General features: G+C 32.7%; 17 protein-coding genes. All 17 read right to left on the bottom strand.

Features of this window, described 5'->3' with window-relative positions:
* Positions 1-28: 28 nt before the first annotated feature.
* The 17 genes from BMX60_RS01410 to hrcA all read right to left on the bottom strand — a co-directional run bounded on the left by BMX60_RS01410 (position 29) and on the right by hrcA (position 14,772).
* The gene (locus BMX60_RS01410; RefSeq protein WP_091348258.1) at positions 29-985 is read right to left on the bottom strand and encodes a PhoH family protein; all 957 of its coding nucleotides are present in this window, start codon (positions 983-985) and stop codon (positions 29-31) included.
* 17 nt (positions 986-1,002) lie between these two features.
* The gene (gene yqfD / locus BMX60_RS01405; protein WP_091348256.1) at positions 1,003-2,181 is read right to left on the bottom strand and encodes a sporulation protein YqfD; all 1,179 of its coding nucleotides are present in this window, start codon (positions 2,179-2,181) and stop codon (positions 1,003-1,005) included.
* Positions 2,182-2,193: 12 nt separating this feature from the next.
* The gene (gene yqfC / locus BMX60_RS01400) at positions 2,194-2,472 is read right to left on the bottom strand and encodes a sporulation protein YqfC (protein ID WP_091348254.1); all 279 of its coding nucleotides are present in this window, start codon (positions 2,470-2,472) and stop codon (positions 2,194-2,196) included.
* A 61-nt stretch (positions 2,473-2,533) separates the two neighbouring features.
* Complete coding sequence (locus BMX60_RS01395; protein ID WP_091348251.1) at positions 2,534-2,899, bottom strand: hypothetical protein; 366 nt, start codon at positions 2,897-2,899, stop codon at positions 2,534-2,536.
* 11 nt (positions 2,900-2,910) lie between these two features.
* Positions 2,911-3,882, bottom strand: coding sequence for a flotillin-like protein FloA (gene floA, locus BMX60_RS01390; protein ID WP_423230151.1), 972 nt, complete (start codon positions 3,880-3,882; stop codon positions 2,911-2,913).
* Positions 3,883-3,906: 24 nt separating this feature from the next.
* Positions 3,907-5,217: an NfeD family protein gene (locus BMX60_RS01385; RefSeq protein ID WP_091348246.1), complete on the bottom strand. Its 1,311-nt coding sequence runs from the start codon at positions 5,215-5,217 to the stop codon at positions 3,907-3,909.
* 144 nt (positions 5,218-5,361) lie between these two features.
* Entirely contained in the window at positions 5,362-5,808 is a 447-nt protein-coding gene (locus BMX60_RS01380; protein WP_091348244.1) for a GatB/YqeY domain-containing protein, read from the bottom strand.
* A gap of 14 nt (positions 5,809-5,822) precedes the next feature.
* Positions 5,823-5,999: a 30S ribosomal protein S21 gene (rpsU, locus tag BMX60_RS01375; RefSeq protein WP_072906824.1), complete on the bottom strand. Its 177-nt coding sequence runs from the start codon at positions 5,997-5,999 to the stop codon at positions 5,823-5,825.
* Positions 6,000-6,123: 124 nt separating this feature from the next.
* Positions 6,124-6,453, bottom strand: coding sequence for a histidine triad nucleotide-binding protein (locus BMX60_RS01370; RefSeq protein WP_091348242.1), 330 nt, complete (start codon positions 6,451-6,453; stop codon positions 6,124-6,126).
* A gap of 115 nt (positions 6,454-6,568) precedes the next feature.
* Positions 6,569-7,063, bottom strand: a complete 495-nt coding sequence (locus tag BMX60_RS01365) for a hypothetical protein (RefSeq protein ID WP_091348240.1) — start codon at positions 7,061-7,063, stop codon at positions 6,569-6,571.
* A gap of 41 nt (positions 7,064-7,104) precedes the next feature.
* Positions 7,105-8,427: a tRNA (N(6)-L-threonylcarbamoyladenosine(37)-C(2))-methylthiotransferase MtaB gene (gene mtaB, locus BMX60_RS01360; RefSeq protein ID WP_091348237.1), complete on the bottom strand. Its 1,323-nt coding sequence runs from the start codon at positions 8,425-8,427 to the stop codon at positions 7,105-7,107.
* A complete protein-coding gene (locus BMX60_RS01355) occupies positions 8,420-9,163 on the bottom strand; it encodes an RsmE family RNA methyltransferase (RefSeq protein ID WP_091348235.1) in 744 nt (247 codons plus the stop codon). Before BMX60_RS01355 ends, mtaB begins: the two co-directional genes overlap by 8 nt.
* Position 9,164: 1 nt before the next feature.
* Complete coding sequence (prmA, locus tag BMX60_RS01350) at positions 9,165-10,085, bottom strand: 50S ribosomal protein L11 methyltransferase (protein ID WP_091348232.1); 921 nt, start codon at positions 10,083-10,085, stop codon at positions 9,165-9,167.
* Positions 10,086-10,103: 18 nt separating this feature from the next.
* Positions 10,104-11,222: a molecular chaperone DnaJ gene (gene dnaJ / locus BMX60_RS01345; protein ID WP_177159640.1), complete on the bottom strand. Its 1,119-nt coding sequence runs from the start codon at positions 11,220-11,222 to the stop codon at positions 10,104-10,106.
* An 89-nt stretch (positions 11,223-11,311) separates the two neighbouring features.
* On the bottom strand, positions 11,312-13,138 hold the full coding sequence (gene dnaK, locus BMX60_RS01340) for a molecular chaperone DnaK (protein WP_091348228.1): 1,827 nt from the start codon (positions 13,136-13,138) through the stop codon (positions 11,312-11,314).
* Positions 13,139-13,163: 25 nt separating this feature from the next.
* A complete protein-coding gene (gene grpE, locus BMX60_RS01335; RefSeq protein ID WP_423230150.1) occupies positions 13,164-13,736 on the bottom strand; it encodes a nucleotide exchange factor GrpE in 573 nt (190 codons plus the stop codon).
* A gap of 4 nt (positions 13,737-13,740) precedes the next feature.
* The gene (hrcA, locus tag BMX60_RS01330; protein WP_177159639.1) at positions 13,741-14,772 is read right to left on the bottom strand and encodes a heat-inducible transcriptional repressor HrcA; all 1,032 of its coding nucleotides are present in this window, start codon (positions 14,770-14,772) and stop codon (positions 13,741-13,743) included.
* Positions 14,773-14,796 lie beyond the last annotated feature (24 nt).

The raw sequence follows: 14,796 nt of genomic DNA, 5'->3' as shown, positions 1-14,796 counted from the left end.
AATTGTTATTATAAATTAAAGTTAGAATCTAATGACTTTCATATGCTTGGATTATTGCTGTAACTATTGGATGTCTAACTACATCTGATTCAGTTAAATGGATAAATTCCAAGCCTTCAATATTTTTTAAAATTTTTTCCACTTGTTTTAAACCTGAAAACTTCCCTTTAGGTAAATCAATTTGGGTAATATCTCCTGTTATTATAGCTTTAGAACCAAAACCAAATCTCGTCAAAAACATTTTCATTTGTTCTGGAGTTGTATTTTGAGCTTCATCTAAAATTATAAATGAATTGTCCAAAGTTCTACCTCTCATATATGCTAAGGGAGCTACTTCTATTATACCTTTTTCCATATAACGTTGGAAGACTTCTGGTCCTAACAAATCATTTAAACCATCGTAGAGGGGACGTAAATATGGATCTACTTTATCTTGCAAATCCCCTGGTAAAAAACCTAATTTTTCCCCTGCTTCAATAGCTGGACGGGTTAAGATTATTCTACTTACTTTCTTTTCCTTTAAAGCCTTTACCGCCATGGCTATAGCTAAATAAGTTTTACCTGTACCCGCTGGACCAATACCAAAAACTATATGATTTTTCTCTATTGCTTGGATATATCTATTTTGTCCTAACGTTTTAGGTCTAATATTTTTTCCTTTAAAATTCCTTATAATTGTCTGTTGTAATTCTTCCACTACCTTTAATTCACCCTTTTCATCGATGTTTAAAATATAATTTGCCTTTTGCTCATCTAAATAACCATCTAACTGAATGAGTTTAATTAAATCTTCAATTAACTTTTTAGTTTTATCTATTTCCCTTTGATTTTTTCCTGTTATGATTATTCCATTACTGTTAAGATTTATTATTGCATTTGTTTTTTCTTCAATTTTTAATAAGAAACTACCATTTTGGGTATTTAACTCCCTAAAAATAGTATAATCTTCAATTTTAATGTTATAAGTAAATTCTGTCAAAGTCATGCCTCCTTGAATGTTAATTAATAATTAATTCTTTGTATCTTGCCAATATCCTCTATTGTTTCTAAAATAACTTTTACTCTTACTATTTTACCACTTCTCTCTATTATATTAACAGTTTTATTTACAATTTCCACCCCATCAGGCACTTTTTTCATAGCATTTTCTATAGCCCTTTCCCTTGCTAATCTTTCCATTTGAGTAATATTGTATTTATTTTTTTCTTCTTTAATTTCATAATACCTTTCAATTACCACTTTAAATGGTAAAGGTGAGTCTTTAATTGCTAGTCTATTTACAGTTATTCCCTTTGAGTATTTTTCATAAGGGATATTTTTTTTTGAAATTCTTATCTTTTTGCCAAATACCTCTATATATTTTACTGCTACTGAATTTCCCGTCTTTTTATACAAAGATTCTTGTTGTAATGCTTCTCCATAACCTTCGTACCAAACCCTAGCCTCTACAATACCGAAGGCTCTTACTAACATATGGGTCCTTGTCTCTTCATTAAATAATTGACCTGAAATTAGTAATTGATTTTTAGCAACAGTATCTCCCACATTTACTTCTTGTTGCCCTGATAATACTAAAATTTTTGTTATTACTCCATCTTTTACCGCTATTAAGTTAGCTGGCCCTTTTTCTGTAGCTTCTTCTCCCTCTTTTTCCACAACTTCCACTAAAACTTGTGTTCCTCTAACATTAATTGATACCCAAGCGATTTGTGGAAATGCCAATTTTATATTTTGCTCTAATTTTTCAGTATCTATAAAATATTTAAAGGTTCCTACCTTTAAATTTTGTTCTTTTAAAAAGGTAGAAAACTGGTTATAGTCTATAGTTTCCAAGCCTGTTACATCAACAAACCAAATAAAAGAAGAAATAATATAGATTACTAAAATAAACAGAATTAATCCTACTGAAAATACTTTTCTTTTTCTAAGTTTATGTAATAAAAAGGGCCCTCCCTTTTTTCTAATGATTTTTATAGGTATATTTTCCTTTCGACATTGTTGCCACATTTTCCTGTATCCAGCTATAGATAAATTTAATATTAAGTAGTCTTTTTCCCTTTTTATATTCCAAAGTTCTACATCCATCCTCATAGCTAAGTTAATAAATCTCTCACCCTTTTTGCCCATCACTTTGACCGTTACATACCCTTTTAATTTTTTCATAAGTTGTATTAAAAACATTTTATCACCAACCTATTTAATAAAGTTAATAGAAGTTATTTCCCCATCCAAAAGCAAATCATCGCTATAGACATTTCTTAATAGTAGGTTTTTCCCTTTAATTTCCAAAATTCCTTGGGGCAAATCAATTTTTACATAATCATCTCTAAACTCTTTTATTCCTTGATGATTTTCTATATAAATTTGTATCTGTCCAATAATTATTATACGGGGTAAATTAAGGATAATATCTTTTGGTATATCAAAAAATTCCGCCAAACCTAGCTTTATCTTATCACCTCTTTTAGACATAAAAAAACACCTCCTGTCTATTTTAACAATATGCCAAAATAGAAGGAGGTATAACTAAATATTAGCGGAATTTATAAGGTTTTTTAAATCTTGGATTCTCAAGGATTTCAGACATAATAAACCCTTTAACTATATCATCATGTTCAAAACTTAACTCTAAATTTTTATTTGAAAATTGTTCCTCATGTTTATTTTCTTTAACTGTCATTGTCAGATTATGAGTAGTTGTAGTTTTTATAGGTTTTTCTATCTTTTTAGATATTAACTTTTCTTTATTGATTACAGCTTTAGATTTTTGCTGTTCAACAGGAAATTTCTCATATTTAGGTTCTAATATTGGCTTACCTTTATTTTTTTGATCTTGATCAATTAAACTTTTAATTAAACTAAATACCACAGTGAAGATCAGGAATATTATGAGCTCCATAATTTTTCACCTTAGCTTCCTTTTTCTTCTTTAGAACCTCTAGAAATCGCTTCCCTCATGTTTGTATCTGCATTTATATTTTTTAACTGATAGTAATCCATAACAGAAATTTTTCCTTCCCTTAAAGCTTGAGCCATAGCTTTAGGTACTTCAGCTTCAGCTTCTACAACTTTTGCTCTCATTTCTTGAACCCTTGCCTTCATTTCTTGTTCTAAAGCAACGGCCATTGCCCTTCTTTCTTCAGCTTTAGCTTGGGCAATACGTTTGTCAGCTTCAGCTTGATCTGTTTGTAACTCTGCTCCAATATTTTTACCTACATCGACATCAGCAATATCGATAGATAGTATTTGGAAAGCAGTACCTGCATCTAAAGAACGGTCTAAAACAGTCCGTGAAATTGCATCTGGATTTTCTAAAACTTCTTTATGGGTTTGAGCAGAACCTATGGTTGTTACAATACCTTCACCAACCCTGGCAATAATGGTTTCTTCACCAGCTCCACCAACAAGGCGATCAATATTAGCCCTTACTGTTACTCTGGCCTTTGCCTTTACTTCTATACCATCTTTTGCCACAGCGGCTACAACTGGGGTTTCTATAACTTTAGGGTTAACACTCATCTGTACAGCTTGTAATACATCTCTACCTGCCAAATCGATAGCAGTTGCCCTTTCAAACCCTAAATCAATGTCTGCCCTTTGAGCAGCAATCAAAGCATTAACTACTCTATCGACATTACCTCCTGCTAAATAATGGGCTTCTAATTTATCAATCTGTAAATCTAATCCTGCTTTAGTAGCTTTTATCAGGGGGTTGACAATTCTAGCTGGAATTACTTTTCTTATACGCATTCCTATTAGGTTAAATAAACCTATTTTAACACCTGCTGCCCAAGCAGAAATCCATAGCCCTACGGGTATAAAACTAAATAACAGTGTTAAAAAGAATATACCTAAAGCTATAACAATTACCATAAAAATCATTGTCTCTGGCATAAATAAAACCTCCTAATCAATTTTTTTGACTATTATATTATTACTTCCAACTTTAACGACTTTTATTTTTGCGTTGGAAGAAATAAAACCACCTTCTGAAACTACATCATACCGTTGACCTTCAATTTCAGCGATACCTGAAGGTCTTAACATTGTAATTGTTCTTCCTTCTTTTCCAAGTAATTCTTCATATTTTCCAGAAGCTATATAACCTTGTTCTTTATTTTCTTGTTGTTTTAACACTAATTTATCTAATCCTTTGGATCTTGATAGCAATCTGTAAAAAATAATTAGCAAAATAATTGTAAATAAAAGTGTCCATCCTAAGATAACTATCCCGTCTGAAAATGACCTGGCGGTGAAAATTACACTTAAAAATATCAAAGTAACCCCTCCAACTCCAAAGATACCGAAACCGGCAAAGAACATTTCCACAATCAACAATAAAATCCCTAAAATAAATAGAATTATAAACTCTAAATTGGCAAAACCTGCAATAATATGTCCACCGAAAAATAGTGTAAAGGATATTATGGAAATTATACCTGCTACACCAAAACCAGGAGCTAAAACTTCAATAATTAATGCTACCATTCCTACAGAAAGTAAAATTGAAGCAACTTGCGGGTTTGTGATAAAGCGGGCTAAACTTTCTGCCCATGATTGATCAAATATAATTATCTGTGGATTTTTATAATTCAAAGCTTTTAACAATTCATCTATTGAATTATATATACCTTCACAATATCCATATTGAACAGCTTGATGGGCTGTCAATGTTAATAGTTCTTTGCTACTAACTAATCCTTCAATTTCCTTCTCAATTCTCACCATTGCAGAGGCTATCTCAGGATCCCTACCCCTTGCTTCAGCTAAAGAACGCATTTGGGCATCCCATGCAGAGATTATCTTTTCAGGTGCCGGTTGACCATCTGCTAGGATTACTTGGGCATCTCCAATAGAGCCTTGAGGGGTCATATAAATTCTATCACAAGCTAATGCTAAAAAAGCTGCTGCTGAAAATGCATTATTTCGAACAAAAGCATAAATAGGAATATCTGTAGAAACTAAAATATCCCTTATTTGTCCTGCTTCTTTAACATAACCTCCAGGGGAGTTAATCTCTAATATTATTAAATCAACTTTAGACATTTCCGCTTCATTAATAGCTCTTTTTAAAATCCTTGGTAAAGCTCCGTCTATGGGACCTTCTAAAGTTATAACAAAGATAGTATCTTTTCCGTTAGCGGAACTACTTGTTGTAAAAAGAAACAAGGACAAGAATAATAGTACAAATACTGCTAAAAATCTAAACCTTTTCATTTAGTCACCTCCTTTAGTCAAACCTATTTCATTATTTATTCTATGTAAAAATAGTAAATTCCTGCAAAATTTCGGAAATTTATTTTTAGTTAAGGAAGACTTTACATTAAATAGATAATTCCTTTATATTACAAAAAAAGCTATCTAATTAGATAGCTTTTCTTTCACTAATTGATTAACGAGTTTTCCATCAGCTTTGCCTTTTACTTTCGGCATAATGTAAGCCATAAGTTTTCCCATTTCTTTTACAGAAGAAACTTGGGTTTCTCTGATTGCTTCATCTATTATACTCTGGATTTCTTCTTTAGTTAGCTGTTTAGGCAAGTAAGTGCTAATGATTTCCACTTCTTTTTCTAATTGGGCAGCTATATCTTGACGATTCCCTTTTGTATATTCTTCAATGGAATCCCTTCTCTTTTTACATTCTCTACTAAGAACTTCTAGGACATCTTCTTCAGTGAGAGGACTTCCTTTAGAGATTTCTGCATATTTGATTTCCGAACGCATCATACGTATAACAGACAGAGCCAATTTATCTCCATTTTTCATGGCAGTTTTCATGTCTGCCGTCAGGCGGTCTACCAAATTCAATGGCTTTTCCTCCTCTAGAACTTTTTCTTCTTCCTTGCTGCTTCTGCTTTCTTTTTACGTTTTACGCTTGGTTTATCGTAGAATTCTCTTTTGCGGAGTTCTGAGAGAACGCCAGAGCGTTGGCATGAGCGTTTAAAACGCCTTAGGGCATTATCCAGGGACTCGTTTTTGCCAATTTTGACTTCAGCCACCTTGTTTCCCTCCCCTCGCTACAAACCAGTAAAACTCAATATTATAGTACTGGAATATTAGTAAAATTTAATATAACAATGATATTATACATAAAAGGTAAATAACTGTCAAGGTAATAATATCCTATCCTGGAGGCCAAGTTAATTTTCTTTTTCCTAAAAGGTGAAAGTGTACATGGTCTACTGTTTGACCACCTAGTTCACCGCAGTTATTAACTATCCTAAAACCTTCCTCTAATCCCAAATCACTTACAAGGTTTTTAATAGCGGAAAAGATAGGTTCTATTTCCCTTAATTCTGTTTGAAGGATGTTAGAGTAATGTTTTTTAGGAATTATTAGTATATGAATGGGAGCTTGGGGATTTATATCATGGAAAGCTAAAACATTATTATCTTCATATACTTTCTTAGCAGGAACTTCACCTTTTATAATTTTACAAAATATACACTCCATAGCTTCACCCCCTTATATATATTATTTCAACACCTAGGCAAATAATTCCTCTTTTATCTTTGTTTTTTCTTAATCTTTTTTAATAGTTGATGTAAATATTATAAGGGTAAACCTTTTACGGATTTACCCTTATTCTTACACCTTCCAACTTTCTTCCCCGTTCGTCATAAAAATTCCAAACTACATCATTTTGATCTATTTGTTGATCCTTAGGCACTATGTAAATTTTATATTGAGCATTTTTTTCACTACAGATTACATTTAGTACTTTTCGTCCTAAATCATCTGATGTTCTGGTAAAACTTTGAATTTGAAAATTCATTGTAATTATTGCCAGATTGTTATTTGGGTCGAAATTGTGATTAGGTAATGCTATGTTATTATTTTGTAAAAACTTGACATAGCTTTCTAAGTTGTCAAAAATCAGGAGTTGTTTCTGTGGGTATAGATTTCCCTGTTCAACATTTACGTAATGTACTAACTCCCCAGTAAGGATAGCTGGAGTTGTTGTAGGAAATAAAGCATCATAAACAGATACAGTGATCAATAGCATTAGTAAAATAAACAGAGGAATCAACCGTTTTCCTTCAAAAACAAATACTCTTCCCATATTTTTTTCCCCCTTGTTTTTTTCACTAATACTATATGCACTTATCTTCCGTTAAATTCACCTTTTATTCTACCAAAAATAGTTTCTCCTTCAATTTCTAATAACTCCACAGGTAAAATAGAACCTAGCAATTCTTTTGTTCCATTGGCTTGAACTACCATGTAGTTAGTAGTATGTCCTTCTATTTTACCATCTACCTCTTTTTCAAATAAAACCTCTACTTCTTCCCCTAAAAACTGCTGATAATATTTATGTTTTAGTTCTAAAGCTTTTTTTGTTAAGATATCACTTCTTTTTTCTTTAATGGAATTTGGTACTTGATTAGGAAATGTACTGGCAGGGGTACCTTCCCTTGGAGAATACTTAAATACGTGGATACCAGAAAAGCGAATTTTTTCCACAAATTCAAGGGTTTTATTAAAATCTTCATCAGTTTCTCCAGGAAAACCTACCATAATATCAGTGGTTATAGCTACATCTTTTTTTATAGAACGTAAAGTTTCAATTACTTTTTCATAATATGCTGAATCGTATTTACGACCCATCAAATCTAAGATTTTATCACAACCATTTTGTAAAGGTACATGAAAATGATTGCAGATATTATTTGAATTTTTAATAGCTGTTAGCAATTCCATAGAAAAATCTGTAGGTTCAATTGAACTTAATCTTAACCTCTTTAAATCAGTTATTTCACTTAAAGAATTTACCACATCTGCCAAACTTAAAGTTTCAGATAAATCCCTTCCATAGGCCCCTAAATGAATTCCCGTTAAAACAATTTCTTGATATCCCTCTTTTACCAATTGCTTACAGTCCTCTACCACATCTTTCAACGGTTTACTCCGTATTGGTCCCCTTGCGTATGGAACAATACAGTAAGTACAGAAGTTATCACAACCTTCTTGTATTTTAAGGGTAGCCCTGTGACGCTGACGATTTGTAGCAATTGGCAAGGAATGGAATTTGGTCAGCTCATGTCTTTGTGAAACCAAAACTTCAGGCTTTTCTGCTTTATTTTTACCCAATGCTTCCTCTGATAATTTTACAATATTGTGTTTTTGATCATTACCAACTATTAAACTGACTCCAGGTATTTTTGCTACTTCTTCGCTAGCTGTTTGAGAATAACAACCTGTTACTACAATTAAAGCATCGGGATTTAAACGATGGGCCCGTCTAATCATTTGCCTGGACTTTTTACTTCCAACCTGAGTAACGGTACAAGTATTAATTACATAAATATCTGATTTCTCATTGAAATCTACTATTTGATAACCTCTTTTTTTAAATAAATCTATCATGCTATCTGTTTCATCTTGATTAACTTTACAGCCTAGTGTCATAAATGCTACTCTATTCAAATCCCTTACCTCCTAGTTCTCCTAGGTTATACATTACTAAAGAAGTTGCTACTATACATGCAGTTTCTGCCCTTAAAATTCTTTTACCTAAGGTAATGGTTGAAAAAGAATTAAATACTTCTAATTCTCCCCTATCCAAACCACCTTCAGGACCAACAAAGACTATGATCTTTCCCTTTACTTCCTTTAATTTTTCTTTAGGGAGGGTATTTTCCATCTCTTCCTCCCAAGGTATTAATAAAATGTCTTCTCCATTTAGGTTTTTTGCCATTTCTTTAGTAGATCTAAAAATTTTTATATTAGGAACCTTTAACCTGCCACACTGTTCAGTTGCTTCTTTGGCAATTTTATAAAGTCTTTCTTTCTTTTTTTCTATTTTATTTTCATCTAATTTTATCAATGAGCGATTTGTTATAACTGGCCAGAGTTCACTTACTCCTAGCTCTGTAGCCTTTTGTACTATCCAATCAATTTTTTCTCCTTTTGGATAACCAAAGGCTAAAACTACTTCTTTTTCTGGTTCTTTGTTATTTTCTAATTTTTGTTCTATAAGTAATGTTACATCTTTTGGGGATTGAGACAAAACCGAGGATAAAAATTCCTCGGCTTGATTAAATACAATAATTTCATCTTTTTCTTTCAGCCTTAATACTTTAGTTATATAATGATATTCTTCACCTGTAATTAACAGTTTTTGTCCTATACTTAGTTTTTGATCTATTGCTATCCTAAACATTTTACTCCATCCTTTGAGCTGTTATAGCTACCCAATCTCCGTCAATATCAATGTCTTTGATTATATAATTATGGTTATTTAAACATTCAATAACTTCTTTTTGACGGGATAAAATTATTCCTGAAAAAATCATATACCCTTTAGGTTTTAAAACAAATTCTATTTGAGGAATTAATGTTAATATAACATCTGCGATGATGTTAGCCACTAAGATATCACATTGGGGTAGATTTTGAGTGGAAAGGGTTCCTTCTAATACCTTTACTCTATCCGATAAATTATTTAACTCTACATTCTCTTTAGCTGCTTTAACAGCCAGAGGATCAATATCTAAAGCTATTGCTTTACCTCCAAATAAAGCAGCTGCTATAGATAAAATTCCTGAACCACATCCCACATCAATAATAGTACTATCGGTAGATACAAGTTCTATTAACTTTTTTAGACAAAGATTTGTTGTAGGATGAGTACCGGTCCCAAAGGCAAGTCCTGGATCTAATTCAACTACCTTTTCATCACCCTTTTTAGTATACTCTACCCACTTAGGTTTAATTACTAATTTAGGGGTTACATAAACGGTTTTATAATACTGTTTCCATTGATGTTCCCAGTCTTGTTGTGAAAGTTGGGTGGTGGTTACACTGTACTCCCCTTGTTCATTAACTGTTGCTACATAACTTCTAATAGCTGATAGGGTGTCATGTAACTTATCATTTACCGGTAAATAACATTTAATTATCATGCCTTCTTCTAGAACATAAACATCTTCGCTGTAATAGTCCCAAGCATTACTATTAATATAGTTTTCCACTGTTTGCTGATCTTCAATAACAACTCCGCCAACACCTATTTCATGGATAAAGTTACAAATTGCTTCTCCATATAAAGGGTCAGTGTTAATCTTAACTTCTAACCACTCCACCTACTTCACTCCTTAAAATTAATTTTTAAAAGCATCTTTTACTCTACTAAAAATGCCCTTTGAACTATTATCCACTGTCTCTTTGCGAATTTCTGCAAGTTTTCTCAATAATTGTCTTTCTTCTTCAGATAAGGTTTTAGGAATTTCTACCTTTACTTTAACATGTTGATCTCCACGACCTATACCTCTAATATAGGGTATTCCTTTTCCCTTCAATTTAAAAATAGTACCACTTTGAGTTCCTGGAGGAATTTTCAATTTTGCTCTGCCGTCTAATGTAGGAACTTCAATTTCTACACCTAGAGCTGCTTGAACGTAAGATATAGTTTCTTCAACTACCACATCATTATCTATACGTTTAAAGATGGAGTGGGGCTTAATATGAATAAATACATATAAATCTCCTGGTGGACCACCTTTTTCCCCTGGTTCTCCTTCTCCAGCAACCCTTAACCTTTGACCATGATCTATTCCTGCTGGCACCTTTATGAGGATTTTTTTATTCCCCAATACTTTACCTCTACCATTACATTTTGTACAGGGTTCTTTAATAACAGTTCCTTCACCATTACAACTATCACATGTTTTAACATTGATAAAACGTCCAAAAGGGGTGTTTTGTGTATATTGTATTTGACCTGTACCTTTACATGTTGGACAAGTTTTTATACTACTTTGGCTTTTTGCCCCAGTTCCATTACATGTTGTACAATTAGTCATCTTTTGAACAGAAATTTCCCGCTCTAAACCAAATGCTGCTTCTTCAAAGGTAATTTCTAAGTCATAGCGAAGATCAGCACCTCTAACAGGACCTCTTCTAGCTCCTTGACCACCAAAGCCACCACCAAAAAAGGATTCAAATATATCTTCAAATCCTCCGAATCCTTGACCAAAGCCCCCAAAACCTCCATTGTTAGGATCTGCGTGACCAAATTGATCATAATATTGTCTTTTTTGAGGATCGGAAAGGGTTTCATAAGCTTCTTTTACTTCTTTAAATTTTGCTTCTGCATCTTTATTTCCCGGGTTTACATCGGGATGATATTTTCTTGCTAATATCCTATATGCCTTTTTTATTTCTTCTTGACTTGCATCCTTTTTTACACCCAGCACCTCATAATAATCCCTTTTACTCATCACTCTCACCTCAATTTGGTTTCAAAAAAAATTTATCATAGTTAGGCGAAAAAGTCAAAGCACCTTTTGATGCTTTGACTTTTTTTTATTTACTTACCAGAAAGGTCTTCAAAATCAGCATCTACTACATTATCATCTTTAGCATCCTTAGGAGCTGGGCCTTCAGTGTTTTGTCCTCCACTTTGTGTTTGTTGATATAACATTGTTGAAAGTTTATGAAGCTCTTCAGTTAATTTTTCTGAAGCATCTTTAATTTTTTCGATATCTGTACCTTCTAAAGCTTTTTTCAAGTTATTAATTTTTTCTTCTACTGTTCCTTTAAGATTGGCATCTACCTTATCTCCCAATTCTTTTAATGCTTTTTCAGTACTGTAAATTAAGTTATCTGCATTGTTTCTAGTTTCTGCTTCTTCTTTCCGTTTTTTATCTTCTTCCGCATACTTTTCTGCTTCTTTAACCATCCGTTCAATTTCTTCTTCACTTAAACCACTTGATGAAGTGATGGTAATTTTTTGCTCTTTACCAGTACCTTTATCTTTGGCAGAAACATTTACAATACCATTGGCATCGATATCAAAGGTAACTTCAATTTGTGGTACTCCCCTTGGAGCTGGTGGGATACCATCAAGGATAAATCTACCTAAAGTCTTATTATCCCTTGCCATCTCCCTTTCACCTTGTAGAACATGGATTTCTACACTGGTTTGGTTATCTGCTGCAGTAGAGAAGATTTGACTTTTAGAAGTTGGAATAGTAGTATTTCTTTCAATTAGTTTAGTAAATACTCCTCCTAAAGTTTCAATACCTAAAGACAGTGGTGTAACATCAAGGAGTAATACATCTTTTACTTCTCCTGCTAGTACACCTGCCTGAATTGCTGCACCCAAGGCAACTACCTCATCGGGGTTAATTCCTTTATAAGGTTCTTTACCTAATTCCTTTTTAATTGCTTCTTGAACTGCTGGGATCCTTGTTGATCCACCTACCAAAATAACTTTATCTATTTGAGCAGGAGTTAAACCTGCATCCCTTAAAGCCCTTCTAGTTGGTTCCATAGTTGCTTCTACTAAATCTTCTGTTAGTTCATTGAATTTAGCTCTAGTTAAATTGATATCTAAGTGGGCTGGACCCTCTGGACCCGCTGAAATAAAAGGTAGGTTTATATTTGTAGTAGTTACACTAGATAACTCAATCTTAGCTTTTTCTGCCGCTTCTTTTAAACGCTGCATAGCCATTTTGTCTTTGCTTAGGTCTATACCCGTTTCTTTTTTAAACTCTGTAATTAAATATTGAATAATTCTTTCATCAAAATCATCTCCACCTAAGCGGTTATTACCACTTGTAGCCTTTACTTCAAAAACTCCATCCCCTAGTTCTAAAATACTTACATCAAAAGTACCGCCACCTAAATCATAAACTAAAATAGTTTGATTATCTTCACCTTTATCTAAACCATAGGCCAAGGCCGCAGCTGTTGGTTCGTTAATTATTCTAAGTACTTCTAAACCAGCAATTCTACCAGCATCTTTTGTCGCTTGTCTTTGACTATCATTAAAATACGCAGGTACAGTAATTACTGCTTTAGTAACTTTTTCTCCTAAAAAGTTTTCAGCATCTGTTTTAAGTTTTTGTAAAATAAATGCTGATATTTCTTGAGGAGTATATTCTTTATCTTCTATTTTAACTTTATAGTTTGTTCCCATGTGTCTTTTAATAGAAATAATTGTATTTGGGTTAGTTATTGCTTGCCTTTTAGCAGCTTGACCTACTATCCTTTCTCCAGTTTTAGAAAAACTCACCACAGAAGGAGTTGTTCTGCTACCTTCAGCATTTACGATAACAGTAGGTTCTCCTCCTTCCAAAACAGCAACTACTGAGTTTGTCGTTCCTAAGTCTATACCGATTACTTTACTCATATATTTATTCCCTCCTATTTTTATATTATTTACTTACTTTGACCATTGCTGGTCTAATTAGTTTATCTTTAAATGTGTAACCTGTTTGTAAAACTTCAACTACAGTATTTTCAGGCTTATCTATATCTTCAACTTGCATTATTGCTTCGTGAAAATTAGGGTCAAAGGGTTTATCTAAACAATCTATTTCCTTTAATCCTTCTTTTTCTAAAATATCTTTAAATTGCCTATATATCATCTGAATACCTTCTAAAAACTTAAGATATTCCCCATTTTTATCTAGATTTTTTTCCTGACCTGATAATGCCCTTTGAAAATTATCGAGGACAGGTAATAGAGCCGTTACCAAATCGGCATTTGCAAAGTTGAGAATTTCAGTCTTTTCTTTAGTCATCCTTTTCCTAAAATTTTCAAAATCTGCCTGCAGTCGTTGAAGGCGATTGAAAAGTTCTTCTTTTTCTTTAGTTAGTTTCTCAATCTCTGAATTTTCCTTATTTTCTCCAATATTTTCTTCGACTTGTTTTTCTTCTTCTGTTAAATCTTGTTTATCTTCTTGAAGATTCGGAGAGTTTTCCTTTAATTCCTCCAATTGTTTCACTCCCTTATTCAATTAATTTTTTGAAATTCTTAGTAAAGAAATCTAATATTTTAATTACTTTTTCATAGTCCATCCTTTGAGGTCCTAATATTCCTATTTTACCTGTAATCTTTCCATCTAAATCAAAGTTTGCGGTAATTAAACTACATTGTCTCATCTGATTAATTATTAACTCATCTCCAATAACCACCGATACTGAACCGTGTTCACCCTCATTATGGTGCTCTAATAAAGAGATCAATAGATCTTGTTGTTCAAAAACAGTTAATAATTCTCTAATTTTACCAATATCATTAAATTCCGGTTGACTTAAAAAATTGGTCGTTCCTCCTGTAACAACCTTTGTAGGGTTTTCCCCTAATAAAGATGAAATAACGGTATTGGCAAATTCTTCTAAGATAGGAGAATGTTTGAATCCTGTAGTAATATCATCTAATAACTGTTTTTCACTTTTAGATAATCTCTTGTTTATCAATTTACTTTTCAAAACTTGTAAAATTATTTCAAGTTCTTCTCTATTAAAGGAGTAATTAAAAGTAATTTTTTTGTGTTGAACAATTCCTGTATCGGTGACAAAGAGAATTAATCCTTCCCTTTGGTTTAACTGGATAAAATCTAAGTGCTTTAAAGTAATTGACGGGTTAGGGGTACTTAACACAACTGAAGTATAGTTGGTTATGTTAGATAATACCGATGCAGTTTCTGTAATTAATTGGTTTAAATCATCTATTTTTCCAGAATAATATTTTTTTAGATCAAGGAGGTTTAAATCATCGGTATAAATCTCTTCTAACAAATTATCAACAAAATACCTATACCCTTGTTGGCTAGGTATTCTTCCTGCTGAGGTGTGAGGCTGCACTAGAAAACCTAATTCTTCAAGGTCAGCCATTTCGTTTCTAATAGTTGCTGGACTTAGGCCTATATTATATCTTTTGACTAAAGTCCTTGACCCTATAGGCTCAGCTGTATTGATATATTCTAGTACTATAGCTTTTAGTATTTGGCTTTTCCTTGAACTTAGTTTACCCCTCACTTTCAACCCTCCTTTCTTTTTGTT

The sequence above is a fragment of the Anaerobranca gottschalkii DSM 13577 genome, from assembly GCF_900111575.1.
Lineage (GTDB): Bacteria > Bacillota > Proteinivoracia > Proteinivoracales > Proteinivoracaceae > Anaerobranca > Anaerobranca gottschalkii.
Note: the sequence above shows the minus strand (reverse complement) of the source record. Positions and strands in the feature narration are given on the sequence as shown.

Coding starts and splice junctions, on each gene's coding strand:
- BMX60_RS01355 (WP_091348235.1), bottom strand. CDS start 9,163: ATGTTTAGGATAGCAATAGATCAAAAACTAAGTATAGGACAAAAACTG.
- yqfC (WP_091348254.1), bottom strand. CDS start 2,472: ATGTCTAAAAGAGGTGATAAGATAAAGCTAGGTTTGGCGGAATTTTTT.
- floA (WP_423230151.1), bottom strand. CDS start 3,882: ATGATTTTTATGGTAATTGTTATAGCTTTAGGTATATTCTTTTTAACA.
- BMX60_RS01365 (WP_091348240.1), bottom strand. CDS start 7,063: ATGGGAAGAGTATTTGTTTTTGAAGGAAAACGGTTGATTCCTCTGTTT.
- BMX60_RS01370 (WP_091348242.1), bottom strand. CDS start 6,453: ATGGAGTGTATATTTTGTAAAATTATAAAAGGTGAAGTTCCTGCTAAG.
- BMX60_RS01385 (WP_091348246.1), bottom strand. CDS start 5,217: ATGAAAAGGTTTAGATTTTTAGCAGTATTTGTACTATTATTCTTGTCC.
- BMX60_RS01410 (WP_091348258.1), bottom strand. CDS start 985: ATGACTTTGACAGAATTTACTTATAACATTAAAATTGAAGATTATACT.
- dnaJ (WP_177159640.1), bottom strand. CDS start 11,222: ATGAGTAAAAGGGATTATTATGAGGTGCTGGGTGTAAAAAAGGATGCA.
- dnaK (WP_091348228.1), bottom strand. CDS start 13,138: ATGAGTAAAGTAATCGGTATAGACTTAGGAACGACAAACTCAGTAGTT.
- BMX60_RS01395 (WP_091348251.1), bottom strand. CDS start 2,899: ATGGAGCTCATAATATTCCTGATCTTCACTGTGGTATTTAGTTTAATT.
- yqfD (WP_091348256.1), bottom strand. CDS start 2,181: ATGTTTTTAATACAACTTATGAAAAAATTAAAAGGGTATGTAACGGTC.